Source organism: Ralstonia psammae (genome assembly GCF_958405935.1).
GTDB lineage: Bacteria > Pseudomonadota > Gammaproteobacteria > Burkholderiales > Burkholderiaceae > Ralstonia > Ralstonia psammae.
On sequence record NZ_CATZBU010000002.1, the window covers coordinates 144,832 to 160,237 of the forward strand.

At 61.8% G+C, this 15,406-nt stretch carries 18 protein-coding genes and 1 tRNA gene; 8 read left to right on the plus strand and 11 right to left on the minus strand.

The features are described from left to right. The first annotated feature begins 94 nt into the window (after positions 1 to 94). From R2N16_RS04320 to R2N16_RS04335, 4 genes are all read left to right on the plus strand, one after another. On the plus strand, positions 95 to 559 hold the full coding sequence (locus R2N16_RS04320) for a peroxiredoxin (protein WP_316664331.1): 465 nt from the start codon (positions 95 to 97) through the stop codon (positions 557 to 559). 442 nt (positions 560 to 1,001) lie between these two features. Further along, entirely contained in the window at positions 1,002 to 2,729 is a 1,728-nt protein-coding gene (locus R2N16_RS04325; RefSeq protein WP_316664332.1) for a PhoH family protein, read from the plus strand. Positions 2,730 to 2,848: 119 nt separating this feature from the next. Beyond that, positions 2,849 to 3,274: a hypothetical protein gene (locus tag R2N16_RS04330; protein WP_316664840.1), complete on the plus strand. Its 426-nt coding sequence runs from the start codon at positions 2,849 to 2,851 to the stop codon at positions 3,272 to 3,274. A gap of 141 nt (positions 3,275 to 3,415) precedes the next feature. Next, positions 3,416 to 4,165: a C40 family peptidase gene (locus R2N16_RS04335; RefSeq protein WP_316664333.1), complete on the plus strand. Its 750-nt coding sequence runs from the start codon at positions 3,416 to 3,418 to the stop codon at positions 4,163 to 4,165. Positions 4,166 to 4,243: 78 nt separating this feature from the next. Here R2N16_RS04335 and R2N16_RS04340 read toward each other — a convergent pair whose 3' ends face one another. From R2N16_RS04340 to R2N16_RS04380, 9 genes are all read right to left on the minus strand, one after another. Beyond that, positions 4,244 to 5,254, minus strand: coding sequence for an inorganic phosphate transporter (locus R2N16_RS04340; protein WP_316664334.1), 1,011 nt, complete (start codon positions 5,252 to 5,254; stop codon positions 4,244 to 4,246). Positions 5,255 to 5,268: 14 nt separating this feature from the next. Continuing rightward, positions 5,269 to 5,895 (minus strand): DUF47 domain-containing protein, encoded by a 627-nt coding sequence (locus R2N16_RS04345; RefSeq protein WP_316664335.1) that lies wholly within the window; start codon positions 5,893 to 5,895, stop codon positions 5,269 to 5,271. 148 nt (positions 5,896 to 6,043) lie between these two features. Then, positions 6,044 to 7,432 carry a replicative DNA helicase gene (locus R2N16_RS04350; protein WP_027677550.1) on the minus strand — a complete coding sequence of 463 codons (1,389 nt, stop codon included), beginning with the start codon at positions 7,430 to 7,432 and terminating at the stop codon, positions 6,044 to 6,046. Between the two features lie 141 nt (positions 7,433 to 7,573). Then, a complete protein-coding gene (gene rplI, locus R2N16_RS04355) occupies positions 7,574 to 8,026 on the minus strand; it encodes a 50S ribosomal protein L9 (protein WP_316664336.1) in 453 nt (150 codons plus the stop codon). Between the two features lie 24 nt (positions 8,027 to 8,050). Beyond that, a complete protein-coding gene (gene rpsR / locus R2N16_RS04360) occupies positions 8,051 to 8,329 on the minus strand; it encodes a 30S ribosomal protein S18 (RefSeq protein ID WP_037022304.1) in 279 nt (92 codons plus the stop codon). Positions 8,330 to 8,341: 12 nt separating this feature from the next. Then, complete coding sequence (gene priB, locus R2N16_RS04365) at positions 8,342 to 8,668, minus strand: primosomal replication protein N (protein ID WP_316664337.1); 327 nt, start codon at positions 8,666 to 8,668, stop codon at positions 8,342 to 8,344. Positions 8,669 to 8,709: 41 nt separating this feature from the next. After that, a complete protein-coding gene (rpsF, locus tag R2N16_RS04370; protein WP_024975889.1) occupies positions 8,710 to 9,078 on the minus strand; it encodes a 30S ribosomal protein S6 in 369 nt (122 codons plus the stop codon). 93 nt (positions 9,079 to 9,171) lie between these two features. Then, on the minus strand, positions 9,172 to 10,164 hold the full coding sequence (locus R2N16_RS04375) for an asparaginase (protein WP_316664338.1): 993 nt from the start codon (positions 10,162 to 10,164) through the stop codon (positions 9,172 to 9,174). A 139-nt stretch (positions 10,165 to 10,303) separates the two neighbouring features. Further along, entirely contained in the window at positions 10,304 to 11,080 is a 777-nt protein-coding gene (locus R2N16_RS04380) for a ferredoxin--NADP reductase (protein ID WP_048932200.1), read from the minus strand. A gap of 253 nt (positions 11,081 to 11,333) precedes the next feature. On the opposite strand from R2N16_RS04380, the gene lexA reads away from it, so the two are divergent. Then, the gene (gene lexA, locus R2N16_RS04385) at positions 11,334 to 11,984 is read left to right on the plus strand and encodes a transcriptional repressor LexA (RefSeq protein WP_065857764.1); all 651 of its coding nucleotides are present in this window, start codon (positions 11,334 to 11,336) and stop codon (positions 11,982 to 11,984) included. A gap of 120 nt (positions 11,985 to 12,104) precedes the next feature. Continuing rightward, a complete protein-coding gene (locus R2N16_RS04390) occupies positions 12,105 to 12,290 on the plus strand; it encodes a hypothetical protein (protein WP_004626476.1) in 186 nt (61 codons plus the stop codon). Positions 12,291 to 12,635: 345 nt separating this feature from the next. On the opposite strand, the gene R2N16_RS04395 is transcribed toward R2N16_RS04390, so the two are convergent. Next, positions 12,636 to 12,947, minus strand: a complete 312-nt coding sequence (locus R2N16_RS04395) for a cupin domain-containing protein (RefSeq protein ID WP_004626475.1) — start codon at positions 12,945 to 12,947, stop codon at positions 12,636 to 12,638. Positions 12,948 to 12,963: 16 nt separating this feature from the next. Beyond that, on the minus strand, positions 12,964 to 14,694 hold the full coding sequence (locus tag R2N16_RS04400; RefSeq protein WP_316664339.1) for a dipeptidase: 1,731 nt from the start codon (positions 14,692 to 14,694) through the stop codon (positions 12,964 to 12,966). 131 nt (positions 14,695 to 14,825) lie between these two features. Here R2N16_RS04400 and R2N16_RS04405 point away from each other — a divergent pair, with 131 nt between their 5' ends. Both R2N16_RS04405 and R2N16_RS04410 read left to right on the plus strand, forming a co-directional pair. Then, positions 14,826 to 15,221 (plus strand): nuclear transport factor 2 family protein, encoded by a 396-nt coding sequence (locus tag R2N16_RS04405; RefSeq protein WP_316664340.1) that lies wholly within the window; start codon positions 14,826 to 14,828, stop codon positions 15,219 to 15,221. 90 nt (positions 15,222 to 15,311) lie between these two features. Next, positions 15,312 to 15,387: transfer RNA gene (locus tag R2N16_RS04410), tRNA-His, on the plus strand. Positions 15,388 to 15,406: the final 19 nt, after the last annotated feature.

Consider the following 15,406-nt stretch of genomic DNA (forward strand, 5'->3'; position numbering starts at 1 on the left):
TCCTTCGGATCTCCGGTTTGGCGGCGGGCGCGGTACCTCAGCTTTGCCCGTCCACGAGCTTCCCGTCTCTTCCCGCGGTTTTCCGGAACACACCATGCCCGTCACGCTCGACCAGCCTCTTCCCGATTTCTCCGCACCGGCCACCAGCGGCATGACGTTCTCGCCGGCATCGCAGCGCGGCAAGATCGTCGTGCTGTATTTCTATCCGAAGGACAACACGCCCGGCTGCACCACCGAGGCGATGAACTTCCGCGACCAGTACGACGCCTTTGAAGCCGCCGGCGCCGTGGTGTTCGGCATCTCGCGCGACAGCTTGAAATCGCACGAGAACTTCAAGGCGAAACTGGAGATGCCGTTCGAGCTGATCTCCGACGCCGACGAAGCCGTCTGCACCATCTTTGACACGATCAAGATGAAGAAGATGTACGGCAAGGACGTGCGCGGCATCGAACGCAGCACATTCCTGATCGACAGCAAGGGCGTGCTGCGCAAGGAATGGCGCGGCGTGAAAGTGCCCAACCATGTGGACGATGTTCTGACGGCGGTGCGCGCACTGTAACCGTACGTATAGCCAATCGTCCGGAAAGCGCCGTGCAGGACATTTCGCGTCGTCCGTCGTGACCAGTTTGCGCGGCACCACACGTCACATGTGACCGATTGCAAATCACAAAAGCTTCCGATACAGTCGGAACCGATGAGTACGAAATCCGGATGCCATTCCGATAGCCCACGACGGTACCGGCGGCCAAGTTGGCCTGATACCGCTTCTGCGTTTTTCCCGGCAAGCAGGCTGGGCAGAACGTCCGAATCGTGCAGCTTGTCGTGGCGTTCATCCAGGCCGCCCAACCTCTCGCAGGTCATGGCGGCTTTTTTGTGGCCGTCGTCCGTGCATCAAATCCTGCGACGCGCTCATCCGTTTTCCCACGTTTTCCGCCAGCATCGCCTCGCCATGTGCGTGGGCGGTGGTTCGTCGTTGTTCCACCCAGAGAGGTAATCGAAGCATGCCGCTGCCGACCATGCCCACCCAGCCAGCCCAATTGCTTGACCCGGCTGAATTCAAGCCTTTCGGCAAAGCCGGAAAGCCGAAGGCGGGTCAGGAACCTCGGAAACCGGTGCCAGCGCTCGAGCGCGAGGCGTTGTCAGAAACCGGCCGTGCGCAACCCAAACGCAATGCAGCCAGCATGGCCCGCGCCCGCTCTGGCGAGGCGTCCCCCATGGCGAAAGAGAGCGCACGCGAGCACGCCGGCATCCTCGCCAAGGCCGTTGATAACGTGAGCGCGACCGGCAAATCGACAGAAACCGCCGCCCGCCGCCGCCCCCGCCGCGATGAAGGCCCGACCAAGCTGTTCGTGCTCGACACCAACGTGCTGATGCACGATCCGACATCGCTCTTCCGTTTTGAAGAGCACGACGTCTATCTGCCAATGATGACGTTGGAAGAGTTGGACAACCACAAGAAGGGCATGAGCGAAGTCGCGCGCAATGCCCGCACGGTCAGCCGCACGCTCGATCAGCTTGTGGCCGGCACCGATGGCGTCATGGACGACGGCCTGCCGCTCGCCAAGCTCGGCAACCGCGATGCACAAGGGCGCCTGTTCTTCCAGACGCGCCTGAACGACATCAAGCTGCCCGATGGCTTGCCGCAGGGCAAGGCCGACAACCAGATCCTGGGCGTCGTGGCCGCGTTGCAACAGCAGCGCCCAGATCGGTCGGTCGTGCTGGTGTCCAAAGACATCAACATGCGGATCAAGGCGCGCGCCCTCGGCCTGCCGGCGGAGGACTATTTCAACGACCGCGTGCTGGAAGACACCGACCTGCTCTACAGCGGCATCATGGCCCTGCCGGCGGACTTCTGGCAGAAGCACGGCAAGAACATCGAGAGCTGGCAGGACCCCAAGACCGGCACGACGTTCTACCGCTTGTCCGGCCCGCTGGTGCCGTCGTTCCTGGTCAACCAGTTTGTCTTCCTGGAGCCGAATGACGGCAGCCTGCCGCTCTATGCGCAGGTCAAGGAGCTGAACGGCAAGACCGCCGTGCTGCAGACGCTCAAGGACTACACGCACCAGAAGAACAACGTCTGGGGCGTGACCGCGCGCAACCGCGAGCAGAACTTCGCGTTGAACCTGCTGATGCATCCGGAAGTCGACTTCGTTTCGCTGCTCGGTCAGGCCGGCACGGGCAAGACGCTGCTGGCGCTGGCGGCAGGCCTTGAGCAGGTGCTGGATCAGAAGCTCTACAACGAGATCATCATCACGCGCGCCACGGTGCCCGTGGGTGAAGACATCGGCTTCCTGCCCGGCACGGAAGAAGAAAAGATGCAGCCGTGGATGGGCGCCTTCGACGATAACCTCGAGGTACTGCAAAAGTCTGACGACAACGCCGGCGAATGGGGCCGCGCGGCCACGCAGGAGCTGATCCGTTCGCGCATCAAGGTCAAGAGCATGAACTTCATGCGCGGCCGCACCTTCGTCAACAAGTTCCTGATCATCGACGAGGCGCAAAACCTGACGCCCAAGCAGATGAAGACGCTGGTCACGCGGGCGGGCCCGGGCACCAAGATCGTGTGCCTGGGGAACATCGCACAGATCGACACGCCGTATTTGACGGAAGGTTCGTCGGGCCTGACTTACGTGGTGGATCGCTTCAAGGGATGGAGTCACAGCGGGCACATCACGCTGGCGCGCGGTGAGCGCTCGCGACTCGCAGATCACGCGTCCGACGTGCTATAGAAATCACATCGCGGCAAAGTCGTCTGCCGCAAACCGTTGTGCCATCAGGCCGCGCTGTTGCGCGGCCTTTTTCTTGCTGCATATGGGCCATCTCTCCCTTTGACTCATGGAGGCCAATGATGCCCATGCAGAAAAACCTGAAGACCCGATCGTGCGTGACCCTGACGTCGGCCGCGCTGGCGATGGTGCTGTCCGCCGGTGCTTCCATTGCGCTCGCCGACGACCTCACGGCAAAGACCGTCGGCCAGATCAGCTACGTCTGCGGCGGCATTGCCCAGGACGAGCAGCAGGCGCTGAACAGTGAAGCGCGCAACTACAACCTGTCTCTGCTGTTTACGCAAGGCGCGCGTGGCGAGTATCTGGCCGACGTCGACGTGCAACTCACGCGACACGGCAAGGAGGTCGCAAGCTTCCGCGCCGATGGCCCGCGCTGTCTGATCAAGGCTCCGCCGGCCAGCTATAACGTCATCGCCACGTACCAGGGCGTCACCAAGCGCGCAACGGTGCACACTGGCAGCACGCGCAGCGTCCAACTGCGCTGGTAAAACTGCCCGCAAAACGCGACGCCATCGGGGCAAAATCCGCGGAGCGGCGCCCCGCTTGGCGTTGCGCCTCGCCAACACGCGGTTTGGCTTTCTGAGGCGGCACGCATAGCATGCTCGCTATCCGGACTCTCCTGATGGCGCATGCTCACGCGGCACAGCTTTCCTCACGGCAATACGCGACTGGCAGGCGCTGCCCTGCTGGCGTTGGTGTGCCTGCTGTCTGCCTGCTCCTCCACGCCTACCCGCTCCACAGCCTCGCGCGACGCGAGCCTGCGCACACGCGGCACCCCCATTCACGATCCGAGCGCGGGTCTGGAGGAAATCTCCATCGAAGCCATGGCGCTGGTCGGCACGCCCTACCGCTACGGCGGCAATACGCCCGACAGCGGCTTCGATTGCAGCGGCCTCGTGCGCTATGTCGTGCAGCGCGCCGCGTCTGTGAACCTGCCGCGTACCGCCGCTGAAATGGGCCGGCGCGGCACGTCACTGGATCGCCGCGATGTTGCATCGGGCGACCTCGTCTTCTTTAACACGACCGGTCAGCCGAATTCGCACGTGGGCATCTACGTGGGTCAGAACCGGTTTGTCCATGCGCCGGCCACGGGAGGTACGGTGCGCCTGGAAGATATGACCAAATCGTACTGGGCAAGCCGCTACATGGGTGCGCGCCGCGTCGTGGCCGTAGGCAACCTGCCTGACGCACCAGCATCGACCATCGCACCAATTACGCCGGCGCCTGCCAGCCCCGCTCACCCGATCGACGATGATCCGCTGGGTGCCCTCGCCCGCACACGCGATGCTCAGGCCGACAGCCTGATGTCAACGCGCGTACCGCCGGCTGCGATCCCACCTGCGGATGACGACCCCATCGCGCGCTTCGCCACGCAATAGCGCATCGCTTGCTCCAATGCAAAACGCCCACCGGTTTTGGTGGGCGTTTTGTTTTTGTGGAGTCGATCTAGGGTCGGCTTACAGCACGTGTCGGCCGATCCACCAGGCGATGGCTGCCATGAACGCCGACGCGGGAATCGTCAACACCCACGCCCACACGATGTTGCCTGCCACGCCCCAGCGCACTGCCGAAGCCTTCTGCGCCGCACCCACGCCGACGATGGCCCCCGTGATGGTATGCGTTGTCGACACCGGCACGCCCAACGCCGACGCCAAGAACAGCGTCATGGCCCCACCGGTTTCAGCGCAGAAACCGCCTACCGGCTTGAGCTTGGTGATCTTCTGGCCCATCGTGCGCACGATCCGCCAGCCGCCCAGCAGTGTCCCCAGACCGATCGCCACATAGCAGCAGACGATGACCCAGATCGGCGGTTCAGTTGCGGTGGCCGAAGCGTAGCCGCCTGCAATCAGCAGCATCCAGATGATGCCGATGGTTTTCTGCGCATCGTTGCCGCCGTGGCCCAGGCTGTACAGCGAGGCCGAGAGCAGTTGCAAGCGCCGGAACCATCGGTCCACCTTGGATGGCGGCGTTCGGAAGAACAGCCAGGACACGGCCACCATCAAGAGCGAACCCAGGATAAAGCCCAGCAACGGCGAAATCAGGATGAACGCCACGGTCTTGAGCAAGCCACTGGCCACCAGCGAGCCCGTGCCAGACTTGGCCACGGCCGCGCCCACCAAGCCACCGATCAGCGCGTGCGACGAGCTGGACGGAATGCCGTAGTACCACGTGATGATGTTCCACGCGATGGCGCCGAGCAACGCCCCGAAGATGACGTAGTGATCGACGATGGACGGATCGATCGTGTCCCGCCCCACCGTCGTTGCCACCTTGAGGTGGAAGATGAAAATGGCGATCACGTTGCAGGCTGCAGCCATCGCCACTGCCTGTTGCGGCTTGAGCACGCCGGTCGACACCACCGTAGCGATGGAGTTGGCCGCATCGTGGAAGCCATTCATGAAGTCGAACACGATGGCCAGCGCCACCAACAGAACGACCACCCAGAGACTGATCTGAAGCGTATGCATGGGGCGTCGTCTCGTCAGGCGTTTTCGAGCACGATGCCTTCGATGATGTTGGCGACATCCTCGCAACGATCGGTGACGCTCTCCAGTTGCTCGTAGATCGCCTTGAGCTTGATCAGCAGCTTGATGTCATTCTCGGTGCGGAACAGCTTGGCCATGGCGGCGCGCATTACACGGTCTGCCTCCGACTCAAGGCGGTCGATTTCGTGAGCGATGGTCAGGATCTGGCGGCCGTTGTTCATGTCGCTGAGCAGCGCCACGGCCTTGCGGACCTCCTCGCAGCAAGCCACGCAGATGCTTGCGAGCTGGCGAGATTCGTCCGTCACGTTGGTCACGTCGTACAGCGAAATGGTGAGCGACACGTCTTCCATCAGGTCGAGGATGTCGTCCATCGTCGTGATCAGCTTGTGGATCTCGTCGCGATCGAGCGGGGTGATGAAGGTCTTGTGCAGCAACTCGATCGTGTCATGCGTGATGCGATCGGCTTTCTTTTCAAAGTTCTGCACATTGCGTGCATGCATTTCAGCATTGGGCAAGTCATTGACCAGCTCCTTGAGTGCATGGGCCGCCTTGACGGCGCACTCGGCGTGCTGATTGAAGTATTCAAAAAACTTGCCTTCGGTGGGCATGAAGCGACCGAACATGATGATCCTTGGGAACGGGAAAAGCAGGAGTCGTAAAAACAACGCCGGACGGGATCACCGCCGGCGCTGTCATTAAAACGCAATATTTTACCGGAACCGGCCTCGCGACATGCGTGGCACGTTGTGGCGGGCCGACACGTATTGCGTGTTACGTGTCGTTGTCAAAGAAGGCATTGCCCCCGGTGAAGTTATCAAACTTCGTGTATTCACCCAGGAACGTAAGACGAACAGTGCCAATCGGGCCGTTACGCTGCTTACCGATGATGATTTCAGCGGTACCCTTGTCCGGGGAATCGGGGTTGTAGACCTGATCACGATAGATGAACAGGATGACGTCGGCATCCTGTTCGATAGCGCCGGATTCGCGCAAGTCCGACATCACCGGACGCTTGTTCGGCCGCTGTTCAAGGCTTCGGTTCAACTGCGACAGCGCGATCACGGGGCAGTTGAGTTCCTTCGCCAGGCCCTTGAGCGAGCGCGAGATTTCCGAAATTTCGGTCGCGCGGTTCTCACCGCCGCCCGAGCCCGACATCAGCTGCAGGTAATCGATGACGATCAGGCCGAGCTGCCCGCACTGCCGTGCAAGCCGGCGAGAACGCGCACGCAATTCCATCGGATTCAACGCGGGCGTCTCGTCAATGAAGAGCTGCGCGTCGTTCATCTTCTGGATGGCATGCGTCAGACGCGGCCAATCCTCATCGAGCAAGCGACCGGTACGCAGGCGGTGCTGGTCCAATCGACCGACCGAGCCCAACATACGCATGGCGAGCTGCGTGCCTGCCATTTCCATCGAGAACACGGCGACCGGCAGGCCTTGCTCCACCGCAACGTGTTCGCCGATGTTCAGCGAGAACGCCGTCTTACCCATCGAAGGGCGACCCGCCACGATGATCAGATCGCCGCCCTGCATACCGCTGGTCATGCGGTCGAGATCAACGAAGCCCGTTGGCACACCTGTGATGTCGCTCTGGTTATCGCGGTGGTACAGCTCGTCGATGCGCTCGACCACCTGCGTGAGCAGCGGTTGGATTTCCAGGAAGCCCTTCTGCCCGCGCGAACCCTCTTCGGCAATCGCGAACACCTTGGATTCGGCCTCGTCCAGCAACTGACGCACGTCGCGCCCTTGCGGGTTGAAGGCACCGGCCGAAATCTCGTCTGCGATCGTCACGAGTTGGCGCAGCACGCCGCGATCGCGAACGATTTCCGCATAACGCCGGATGTTCGCGGCGCTCGGCGTGTTCTGCGCCAGCGCGTTCAGGTAGGCCAGCCCCCCCACCTCTTCCGCCTTGCCAGCGGCCTGCAACTGCTCGTACACCGTGATCACGTCAGCCGGCTTGGCCTGCGAGATCAGTTTGCCGATATTGTGGAAGATCAGCCGGTGGTCGTAGCGGTAGAAATCGTGCTCGTTGATGAAATCGGCAATGCGATCCCAAGCGGCGTTATCCAGCAGCAACCCGCCGAGCACCGACTGTTCGGCCTCGATGGAATGCGGGGGCACCTTGAGGGAATCGAGCTGGGGATCGGAGGGCGCGTTCATGGCGGGATTATAACGGCGCTGCTCAGTCTTCAATCTGAACCCCTGATACAAAGGACAACAAAAAAGGCAGAGACTTTCGTCCCTGCCTTCTTGACTCGCGCCAGCCGGCTATCCGGGTGTCGCGAGGTGCTGCGTACGGTCTTAGACGGTCTCGCCTTGCACCGACACGTTCACGTCAACTGCCACATCAGTGTGCAGCGACACGACAACCGCGTGGTCGCCCGTGGTCTTCAGCGGGCCGTTCGGCAGACGCACTTGCGCCTTCTCAACCTTGAAGCCTTGTGCAACCAGTGCGTCGGCGATGTCGTGGTTGGTGACGGAGCCGAACAGACGGCCATCCACACCAGCCTTCTGCGACAGTTGCAGCGTCAGGCCGTTCAGCTTCTCGCCTTCGGCTTGTGCCGCAGCCAGCTTTTCAGCGGCCAGCTTTTCCAGCTCAGCGCGGCGGGCTTCGAATTCCTTGATGGCGGAATCCGTAGCGCGGCGGGCTTGCTTGTTCGGGATCAGGAAGTTACGAGCGTAACCGTCCTTCACGCGCACCACGTCGCCCAGGTTGCCCAGGTTGACGACCTTCTCGAGCAGAATAATTTGCATTGTGAGTTCTCCTTATCCCGCTGATTAGTGCTTGTGCTGATCGGTGTACGGCATCAGCGCGAGGAAACGTGCACGCTTGATGGCCGTGTCCAGCTGGCGCTGATAGATCGCGCGCGTGCCGGTCAGGCGGGCCGGGGTGATCTTGCCGTTCTCGCCGATGAAATCCTTGAGCGTGTCCAGATCCTTGTAGTCGATCTGCTCGACGCCAGCCACGGTGAAGCGGCAGAACTTCTTACGCTTGAACAACGGGTTTTGCTGCTGGAAGCGCTTCTTGTTCTTCGCGTCGCGCTGCTTCTTGTTCATGAATGCCATGATTCAATCCTTTACGAATACGTTACATCCGGAGATGTGAAAGACCAGTGCCTTACTACTGCGGTGCTTGCGAGCCAGGAATCCAACGCAATCCAGGACAGTGCCCGGAGCGATGCGATCCAGAACGGAAGCCATCTTGCCGGCTGCCAGTGCTTCCATCGAGAACTCGATTTGTCGCACTGTCTGCGCTTCGACCGCCTGCCCGCTGTATGTCAGCAGACAATTGACGATCGGCACGCCGGCTGGGGTGTATCGCATCACCTCGCGCTCGACCAGAGTGGCGACGAGCTGCAGGCGGTTGATGGCGTTGTTCCCGAGGGTTTCGTTCATGCTGGTGATGCGCGATCAGGCTTGCGCAGCACCGCGCGGCATCAGGCGGCCTGTTCGGTCTGAGCGGCGGCCTTCTTGGCCTCTTCGCGTGCGACTTCCTTCATCATCGGCGACGGCGCCGTTTCAGCCTTCTTGGTCTGAACGATGAGGTGACGCAGCACGGCGTCGTTGAACTTGAACGCGTGCTCGAGCTCAGCCAGGGTGTCCTTGCCGCACTCGATGTTCAGGCACACGTAGTGAGCCTTCGCGAGCTTCTGGATCATGTAGGCCAGTTGACGACGGCCCCAGTCCTCGACGCGGTGCACTTGGCCGCCTTGCGTGGTGACCGTGCTCTTGTAGCGCTCGATCATCGCGGGCACTTGCTCGCTCTGGTCCGGATGGACGATGAATACGATTTCGTAATGACGCATTGACGCTCCTTGTGGATTAAGCCGCCCGGGCGTCACACTCCGGTGCAGCAAGGTTGGTTAGCCTGCCATTATACGCAGGCTCTGACGATTTTTTCAATATCGATCAATGACTTGCTGCAGAGAGGCAACTTCTGCCTGGGCGCGCCCCGAGGCCAGAAGCAACGTCAGCAGCACACGCGCTTTATATGGGTTCAGCGTGCCGCTCGACGCCCAGCCCTCTGCGCCAGCCTGCGCGGGCACCACGCCAGCGCCGGTACGCGTGGAACGCAGTACGAAAACGCCCTGTTGACTCGCCCGGGTCAGTGCCGCTTCCAGATTGGTGTGGATGGAGCCCGCGCCGGTTGCGGCAATCACCAGCCCCTTCACGCCAGCAGCAACCAGCGCATCGACCATGCGCGCGTCAGGCTGCGCATAGCTCGATACGACCTCAACCCATGGCCACGTGCCCGCTGGCGGCATCGGCAGCACATCCGCTGCGGCCAAACGCGGCGCCGCGCGCTGAAACTGCACTTGCGCATCGAGCACGAAACCCAGCGGCCCCATATCCGGGGAGACAAACGCCTCGACCGCGTAAGTGTGGCCCTTCTGCACATCGCGCGCGGCATGCACGCGCTGGTTGAGCGCTACCAGCACACCACGCCCGCGCGCAGAGGGACTGGCCGCCAGCCGTACCGCGTTCAGCAAATTCAGCGGGCCATCCGCCGAGAGCGACGTCGACGGCCGCATCGCCGCCGTCATGACGATCGGCGTATCAGTCTGCTGCGTCAGGTGCAGCAGCATCGCGGTTTCTTCCAGCGTGTCGGTGCCATGCGTGATGACCACCCCGTCCACACGCTCGACGTCGATCCAGTGACGGATGCGCGCTACCAGCTTCTCCCATACGTCGAACGTCAGGTCCTTGCTGTCGATCTGTGCAACCTGCTCGGCGCGCACGTTGGCGAGGCGCTCCAAACCGAGCTTGCTGGCAGCGAGCAGTTGATCGATGGGGACGGCGCCAGCGCGATAGCGCGCGGCGGAGCCCGCGTCGTCAGCGGAGCCGGCGATTGTGCCGCCGGTGGCGAGGATGGCGATGGTAGGCAAAGACATCGTTGCAGACATGCGTGGTGGGCAAGGCGCGCATTGTATCCGCCCGCCCCGCCTTTGCCGACGCGGGATTGCCCTGGGCCGCCCGGCAAAAACAAAACGCCGGCACACAGGCCGGCGTTTGCAGCAGAAACAGTGCAGATTACTTTTCGACGAAGGCGCGCTCGATCACGTAGTCACCGGCTTCGCCCATGCGCGGCGAGATCTTGAAGCCCCGGGCATCGAGCAGCTTGCACGTGTCTTCCAGCATGGCCGGGCTGCCGCAGATCATGGCACGATCAACAGCCGGGTCCATCGGAGGCAGACCGATGTCGGCAGACAGCTTGCCGTTGTCGACGAGGTCAGTCAGGCGACCCATATTGCGGAACGGCTCGCGCGTGACGGTCGGATAGTAGATCAGCTTCTCGCGCACCTGGTCGCCGAAGAACTCGTTATTCGGCAGCTCGCTGGTGATGAAATCGGCATAGGCCAACTCGCTCACCTGGCGCACGCCGTGCAGCAGCACGACTTTCTCGAAGCGCTCGTAGGTATCCGGGTCCTGGATGATGCTCATGAACGGCGCGAGGCCGGTGCCGGTACCAAACAGATAGAGGTTCTTGCCGGGCAGCAGGTCATCCAGCACGAGCGTGCCGACCGGCTTCTTGCTCACCAGCAGCTTGTCGCCCACCTTCAGATGTTGCAGGCGCGACGTCAGCGGACCGTTCTGCACCTTGATGCTGAAGAACTCGAGGTGCTCTTCGTAGTTCGGGCTGGCGATGCTGTAGGCGCGCATCAGCGGCTTGCCCTCGACCTCCAGTCCGATCATGACGAAGTGGCCGTTATGGAAACGCAGCGCCTGGTCGCGTGTGGTCTTGAAGCTGAACAGCGAGTCGTTCCAGTGATGGACGCTCAGAACGGTCTCTTGATTGAAAGCGGACATGGTGACGTTCGGGCCGGCCCAACGAGGCTCCATCGGGCTATGTGGCGATGCAAAAATCGGTCAAGGCCTTGATTTTATGCGATTCCCTGCGGCCGCGCCTGCATGGATTGCGCATAAGCTTCTAACCAGTCGCATGGGTTTTGACGCCGGTCATACGGACCGGGCGCTCGCGCAACAGATCACAACAAAATCACTTGCGCTTCCCGCGTCACTGTATAAAATCACAGCACCTGTTCAAATATACAGTACGCCAATGGCCACCCTCACCCCCCGTCAACAGCAGATTTACGACCTGATCCGCCAGACGATCCAACGCACGGGCTTCCCGCCAACGCGCGCCGAGATTGCCGCTGAGTTCGGGTTCTCGTCGCCCAACGCGGCCGAGGAACACCTGCGCGCGCTGGCACGCAAGGGCGTGATCGAACTGACGCCGGGCGCCTCGCGTGGCATTCGGCTGCGGGCGGCAGGCGACACGGCGCAGCACCAGTTCTCGCTGCCGTCGATGGGGTTGATGCAATTGACGTTGCCGCTGGTGGGCCGCGTGGCTGCCGGTAGTCCGATCCTGGCTGCAGAGCACATCGATCGCCAGTATCAGGTTGATCCGTCGCTATTTTCTGCGCAGCCCGATTTTCTGCTGAAGGTGCGCGGCATGAGCATGCGCGACGCCGGCATTCTGGATGGCGATCTGCTGGCCGTGCAGCGCGCTGCCGAAGCCACCAACGGCAAGATCGTCGTGGCTCGACTGGGCGACGACGTCACGGTCAAGCGCTTCCAGCGCAAGGGCCGCCATATCGAACTGATTGCCGAGAACCCTGATTTTGAACCGATCCACGTGGATCTGGATCGCGATGAGTTTCACCTGGAGGGCTTGGCCGTCGGTCTGATCCGGCCTGCTGCTCCGTAAGTTCTCTGGCGCATTTCAGCGCCAAATCTTTGCTGTTTGATCCAACCTGGAGGTGAGCCATCGGCTCGCCAGGGCGGAGTCTTGCCTCTCGCTTTTCCACCCGAACTCACGAGGTCTGCCATGCGACTCGGATCGATGTCTTCCCGCCGCCGCCCGGTACAGCCGGTGCCCTTCCGCCAAACCCAGGGCGTGCGTATCTATCAGGGGGAGCAGCGCCGCACGATGGTCGGCAGCATGGCCGCCATCTGCCGCATGCTGGATGCGATTCCGGCCGCCTCACGTACCGCTGGCGCCGAAAGCTGCTGAGGGGACGAAAGGCGATGAAGGGCTGTGAATCGCGCTGCCGCGGCCGATCAGGGCATACCCCAATGCTGCCGCCGCAACTGATTTCATACACTTGCCGTGCCCTGAGGACAGGGCTTTCTTCAACTGATTTTCGGCCCGCCGTTTGAGCGGGCTGTTTTTTTGTGCTCGCAAGTTGCTGCAGCGGCACATTCGACGATGTTCCGTCCGCAAAACAGACGTTTACCCGGATTTTGTTTGGCGTAAGTGACAGTAGTATTGCCAGTGCCCTCAGGGGCAATGAGATCGCTGAATTCGAAGCCCGCACATTGCGGGCTTTTTTTTGCGCCGCAACCCACCTGCGAGCCGCTAAACGCTCCCCGCTTTCTCGACGACGAGAATGCGTGCCTCGCCGCGCGGATGCGCGACATGCTCGCAGCCGATACCGGCGAAGAAGATATCGCCTGGCTCCAGCGTCGCGACTTTCTCCTCGCCGGCTTCCCGATAGTGCATGTCGACCGTGCCGTCGAGCACCACGAACACCTCCTCGCCGTCGTTGACATGCCAGCGATAAGGCTGGTCAGTCCAATGCAGGCGCGTGGTAATACCGCTCATGTTGGCAATATCGAGCGCGCCCCAGGCACGCTCAGCGGTAAACGACTTGGCGCGGATGATGTTCATGGCGATCGTGCGGCGGTTACTGCATCGACTGCAGATTGCCAATGCGCACCAGCATCTCGGTGAACATCTGCATATCGAGATCGAGGTCCGGCACTTCCTTGTACTCGTTGGCGTTGTGCGCGGTGTACTTCTTGCCGGGCATGGCGGGGCCGAAGTTGATGGCGTTCGGCATCAGCTTGGCGGTCGTACTGCCGGCTGTCGGCACGGGCTTGGCATCGAGGCCAGTGGTGTCGCCGTAGATGTTAAGCAGCGTCGACAGCCACGCGCCCTTCGGATCGCGCGCCATCCAGTTGCCCTGGTCGTGGTTGATCTCGAGGGCGACATGGTTGGCGTTGGCCCATGCGTTGATCTTGCCGGCGATCTCACCGCGCAGCGCGTCGGGCGTTTTGCCGCGCGGCATGCGCACGTTGGCGGTCACCTCCACGCGGCCATTCTTGTCGCCGATCACGGTGGGCGAAATGGTGAGCGGGCCCATGAAGTCGTCCTTGTAGGCGAGACCCATGGTATTGCCGAGGTAGTCGGTGCCGTAGAGGTCGGTCAGATAGCGCACAGCGTGGGCGTAGGCGTTCTCTGCCAGACCAAGATCGGCCGCGCGCAGGAACAGCGCCAGGCGCGGCAGCGGGTTGACGCCCTCTTCCGGACGCGAGCCGTGCGCCGACGTGCCGGAGACCTTCACAACGATGCTGTCCGCGGTGCGCGTGATATCGATCGAGAATTTGCCCTGAGCCGCCAAGCGATTCACGAACGCATCGCGCTTGGCTTCGAGCGCGGCGGCCGCCACGCCCAGATCTCCGCCCTTGAGCGTGGCGGTGGCTGTCTGCGGGATGGAGCTGGCCGACGCCGCGCCCGTCATCGAAACGATGGCCGTATGCGAAGCGTCGCCAGCCTGCGCAGGGAAAAACACCTTCAGTGCGCCCGTGCCTTTCTCTGCGACGACGGCCGGGTACTTGCTGTCGAGCACGATGTTGTACGCGGGCAATTGCGTGTGCTCGCGGTAGTACTTCATGCCGTCGCCGCCGGTTTCTTCGGTGGTTTCGATCATCAGACGGATCGTGCGCGCGAGCGGCACGCCGCTGTCCTTGACCGTCTTCATAGCGTACATCGCGGCTGCAATCGAGCCCTTGTCGTCAATCGTACCCCGGCCGTAAAGCAGGTTGCCGACGCGCGTGACCTTGAACGGATCGAGCTTGGTACCGTCGCCGAGCACCCACTCCTCCGCTTTTGCGGGTACGACGTCGGCGTGTGTCAGGATGCCGAATTCGTCCGAGCCGCTGCCGGGCAGTGTGACTTCAAATACGCGGTTGTCGACGTTGCGGTATTTCAGGCCGAAGTCGTGGGCCATGCCCTCGATCAGCTTGCCAAACGCAACGATGGCGGGGTTTTCGTACTGCGGAATTTTGTCGTCGCGCACCGTTGGCAGCGCGACCATCTTCTCGATGGAACCGATCACGGCCTGCTGGTTGTGCAAGCGGTTGTACAGACCCAGCAGGCGCCCGATGTTGACGAGGTCATCGCCGGTGAGCACGGCTTTCTTCTGGTACGCGGCGACACTGCCAGCGACTTGCGGATCCGCTTTCGCAGCGGCAGCGAGAAAGCTGTTCAGGTCAGCCGATGCCTTGGATTGTTCGGCGGCGAGCAACGCATCGAGTTGCGGTTTTTGGAGCGTGGCGGCGAAGGCGCCGGTACCACAAGCCAGCGACAGTGCGATCGTCAGCGAAGACAGACCAATACGGGCAGTGCGTTGCATCGAAGTGGTTTCCGGAAAAGGCGAAGGCGCCATCATAGGGGCGAAGCGCAAGCCACGCATTGTGCAGTGCGAAAAACGCTAAGCCACGCCGGCTGCGCTGTATGCTTGAGCTTTCCCAGGAGGCTTGCCGCATGGAACCGTCTCTGGACACCGCCCCCGGTCTGCTCAACGTGCTGGAAGAACTGCGCCGGCGCGAACCCATCTTCCATCGCCCCGAATTCGGCACGCGCCGCGAAGACTTTGAACGCATGACCACGGAAGACTTCTGGGAAACCGGTGCCTCGGGGCAGCGCTATAGCCGCAGCTACGTGCTCGGCGTTCTCGATGCCCGGCACGGCCATATCGGCGAGGATTTCTGGCAAACGCGCGATTTCCGCTGCCAGGAGATTGCGCCGGACAACTACTTGCTGACGTACACGCTGGTGCAATCGAACCGGACGACCCGTCGGGCGACGTTGTGGCGGCGGACGGCGGATGGCTGGAAGGTGGTGTATCACCAGGGGACGATCGTGGCGGAGGCGCGTTGAACTCCGTTGCGAAACCCTCTAGGCAAGGCCAAAGAATGTTTGTATAATCGCTGTTTCCTTGAACGGCAACTCGCCGATCAAGTAACAACGGTGGCTGTAGCTCAGTTGGTAGAGTCCCAGATTGTGATTCTGGTTGTCGTGGGTTCGAATCCCATCAGTCACCCCAAGTTTCAAGAAAAAGCCCG

Excerpts from the sequence above, each read along its gene's own strand:
- R2N16_RS04320 (WP_316664331.1), top strand. The coding sequence starts at position 95 with ATGCCCGTCACGCTCGACCAGCCTCTTCCCGATTTCTCCGCACCGGCC.
- R2N16_RS04325 (WP_316664332.1), top strand. The coding sequence starts at position 1,002 with ATGCCGCTGCCGACCATGCCCACCCAGCCAGCCCAATTGCTTGACCCG.
- R2N16_RS04330 (WP_316664840.1), top strand. The coding sequence starts at position 2,849 with ATGCCCATGCAGAAAAACCTGAAGACCCGATCGTGCGTGACCCTGACG.
- R2N16_RS04335 (WP_316664333.1), top strand. The coding sequence starts at position 3,416 with ATGCTCACGCGGCACAGCTTTCCTCACGGCAATACGCGACTGGCAGGC.
- R2N16_RS04340 (WP_316664334.1), bottom strand. The coding sequence starts at position 5,254 with ATGCATACGCTTCAGATCAGTCTCTGGGTGGTCGTTCTGTTGGTGGCG.
- R2N16_RS04345 (WP_316664335.1), bottom strand. The coding sequence starts at position 5,895 with ATGTTCGGTCGCTTCATGCCCACCGAAGGCAAGTTTTTTGAATACTTC.
- R2N16_RS04350 (WP_027677550.1), bottom strand. The coding sequence starts at position 7,432 with ATGAACGCGCCCTCCGATCCCCAGCTCGATTCCCTCAAGGTGCCCCCG.
- rplI (WP_316664336.1), bottom strand. The coding sequence starts at position 8,026 with ATGCAAATTATTCTGCTCGAGAAGGTCGTCAACCTGGGCAACCTGGGC.
- rpsR (WP_037022304.1), bottom strand. The coding sequence starts at position 8,329 with ATGAACAAGAAGCAGCGCGACGCGAAGAACAAGAAGCGCTTCCAGCAG.
- priB (WP_316664337.1), bottom strand. The coding sequence starts at position 8,668 with ATGAACGAAACCCTCGGGAACAACGCCATCAACCGCCTGCAGCTCGTC.
- rpsF (WP_024975889.1), bottom strand. The coding sequence starts at position 9,078 with ATGCGTCATTACGAAATCGTATTCATCGTCCATCCGGACCAGAGCGAG.
- R2N16_RS04375 (WP_316664338.1), bottom strand. The coding sequence starts at position 10,164 with ATGTCTTTGCCTACCATCGCCATCCTCGCCACCGGCGGCACAATCGCC.
- R2N16_RS04380 (WP_048932200.1), bottom strand. The coding sequence starts at position 11,080 with ATGTCCGCTTTCAATCAAGAGACCGTTCTGAGCGTCCATCACTGGAAC.
- lexA (WP_065857764.1), top strand. The coding sequence starts at position 11,334 with ATGGCCACCCTCACCCCCCGTCAACAGCAGATTTACGACCTGATCCGC.
- R2N16_RS04390 (WP_004626476.1), top strand. The coding sequence starts at position 12,105 with ATGCGACTCGGATCGATGTCTTCCCGCCGCCGCCCGGTACAGCCGGTG.
- R2N16_RS04395 (WP_004626475.1), bottom strand. The coding sequence starts at position 12,947 with ATGAACATCATCCGCGCCAAGTCGTTTACCGCTGAGCGTGCCTGGGGC.
- R2N16_RS04400 (WP_316664339.1), bottom strand. The coding sequence starts at position 14,694 with ATGCAACGCACTGCCCGTATTGGTCTGTCTTCGCTGACGATCGCACTG.
- R2N16_RS04405 (WP_316664340.1), top strand. The coding sequence starts at position 14,826 with ATGGAACCGTCTCTGGACACCGCCCCCGGTCTGCTCAACGTGCTGGAA.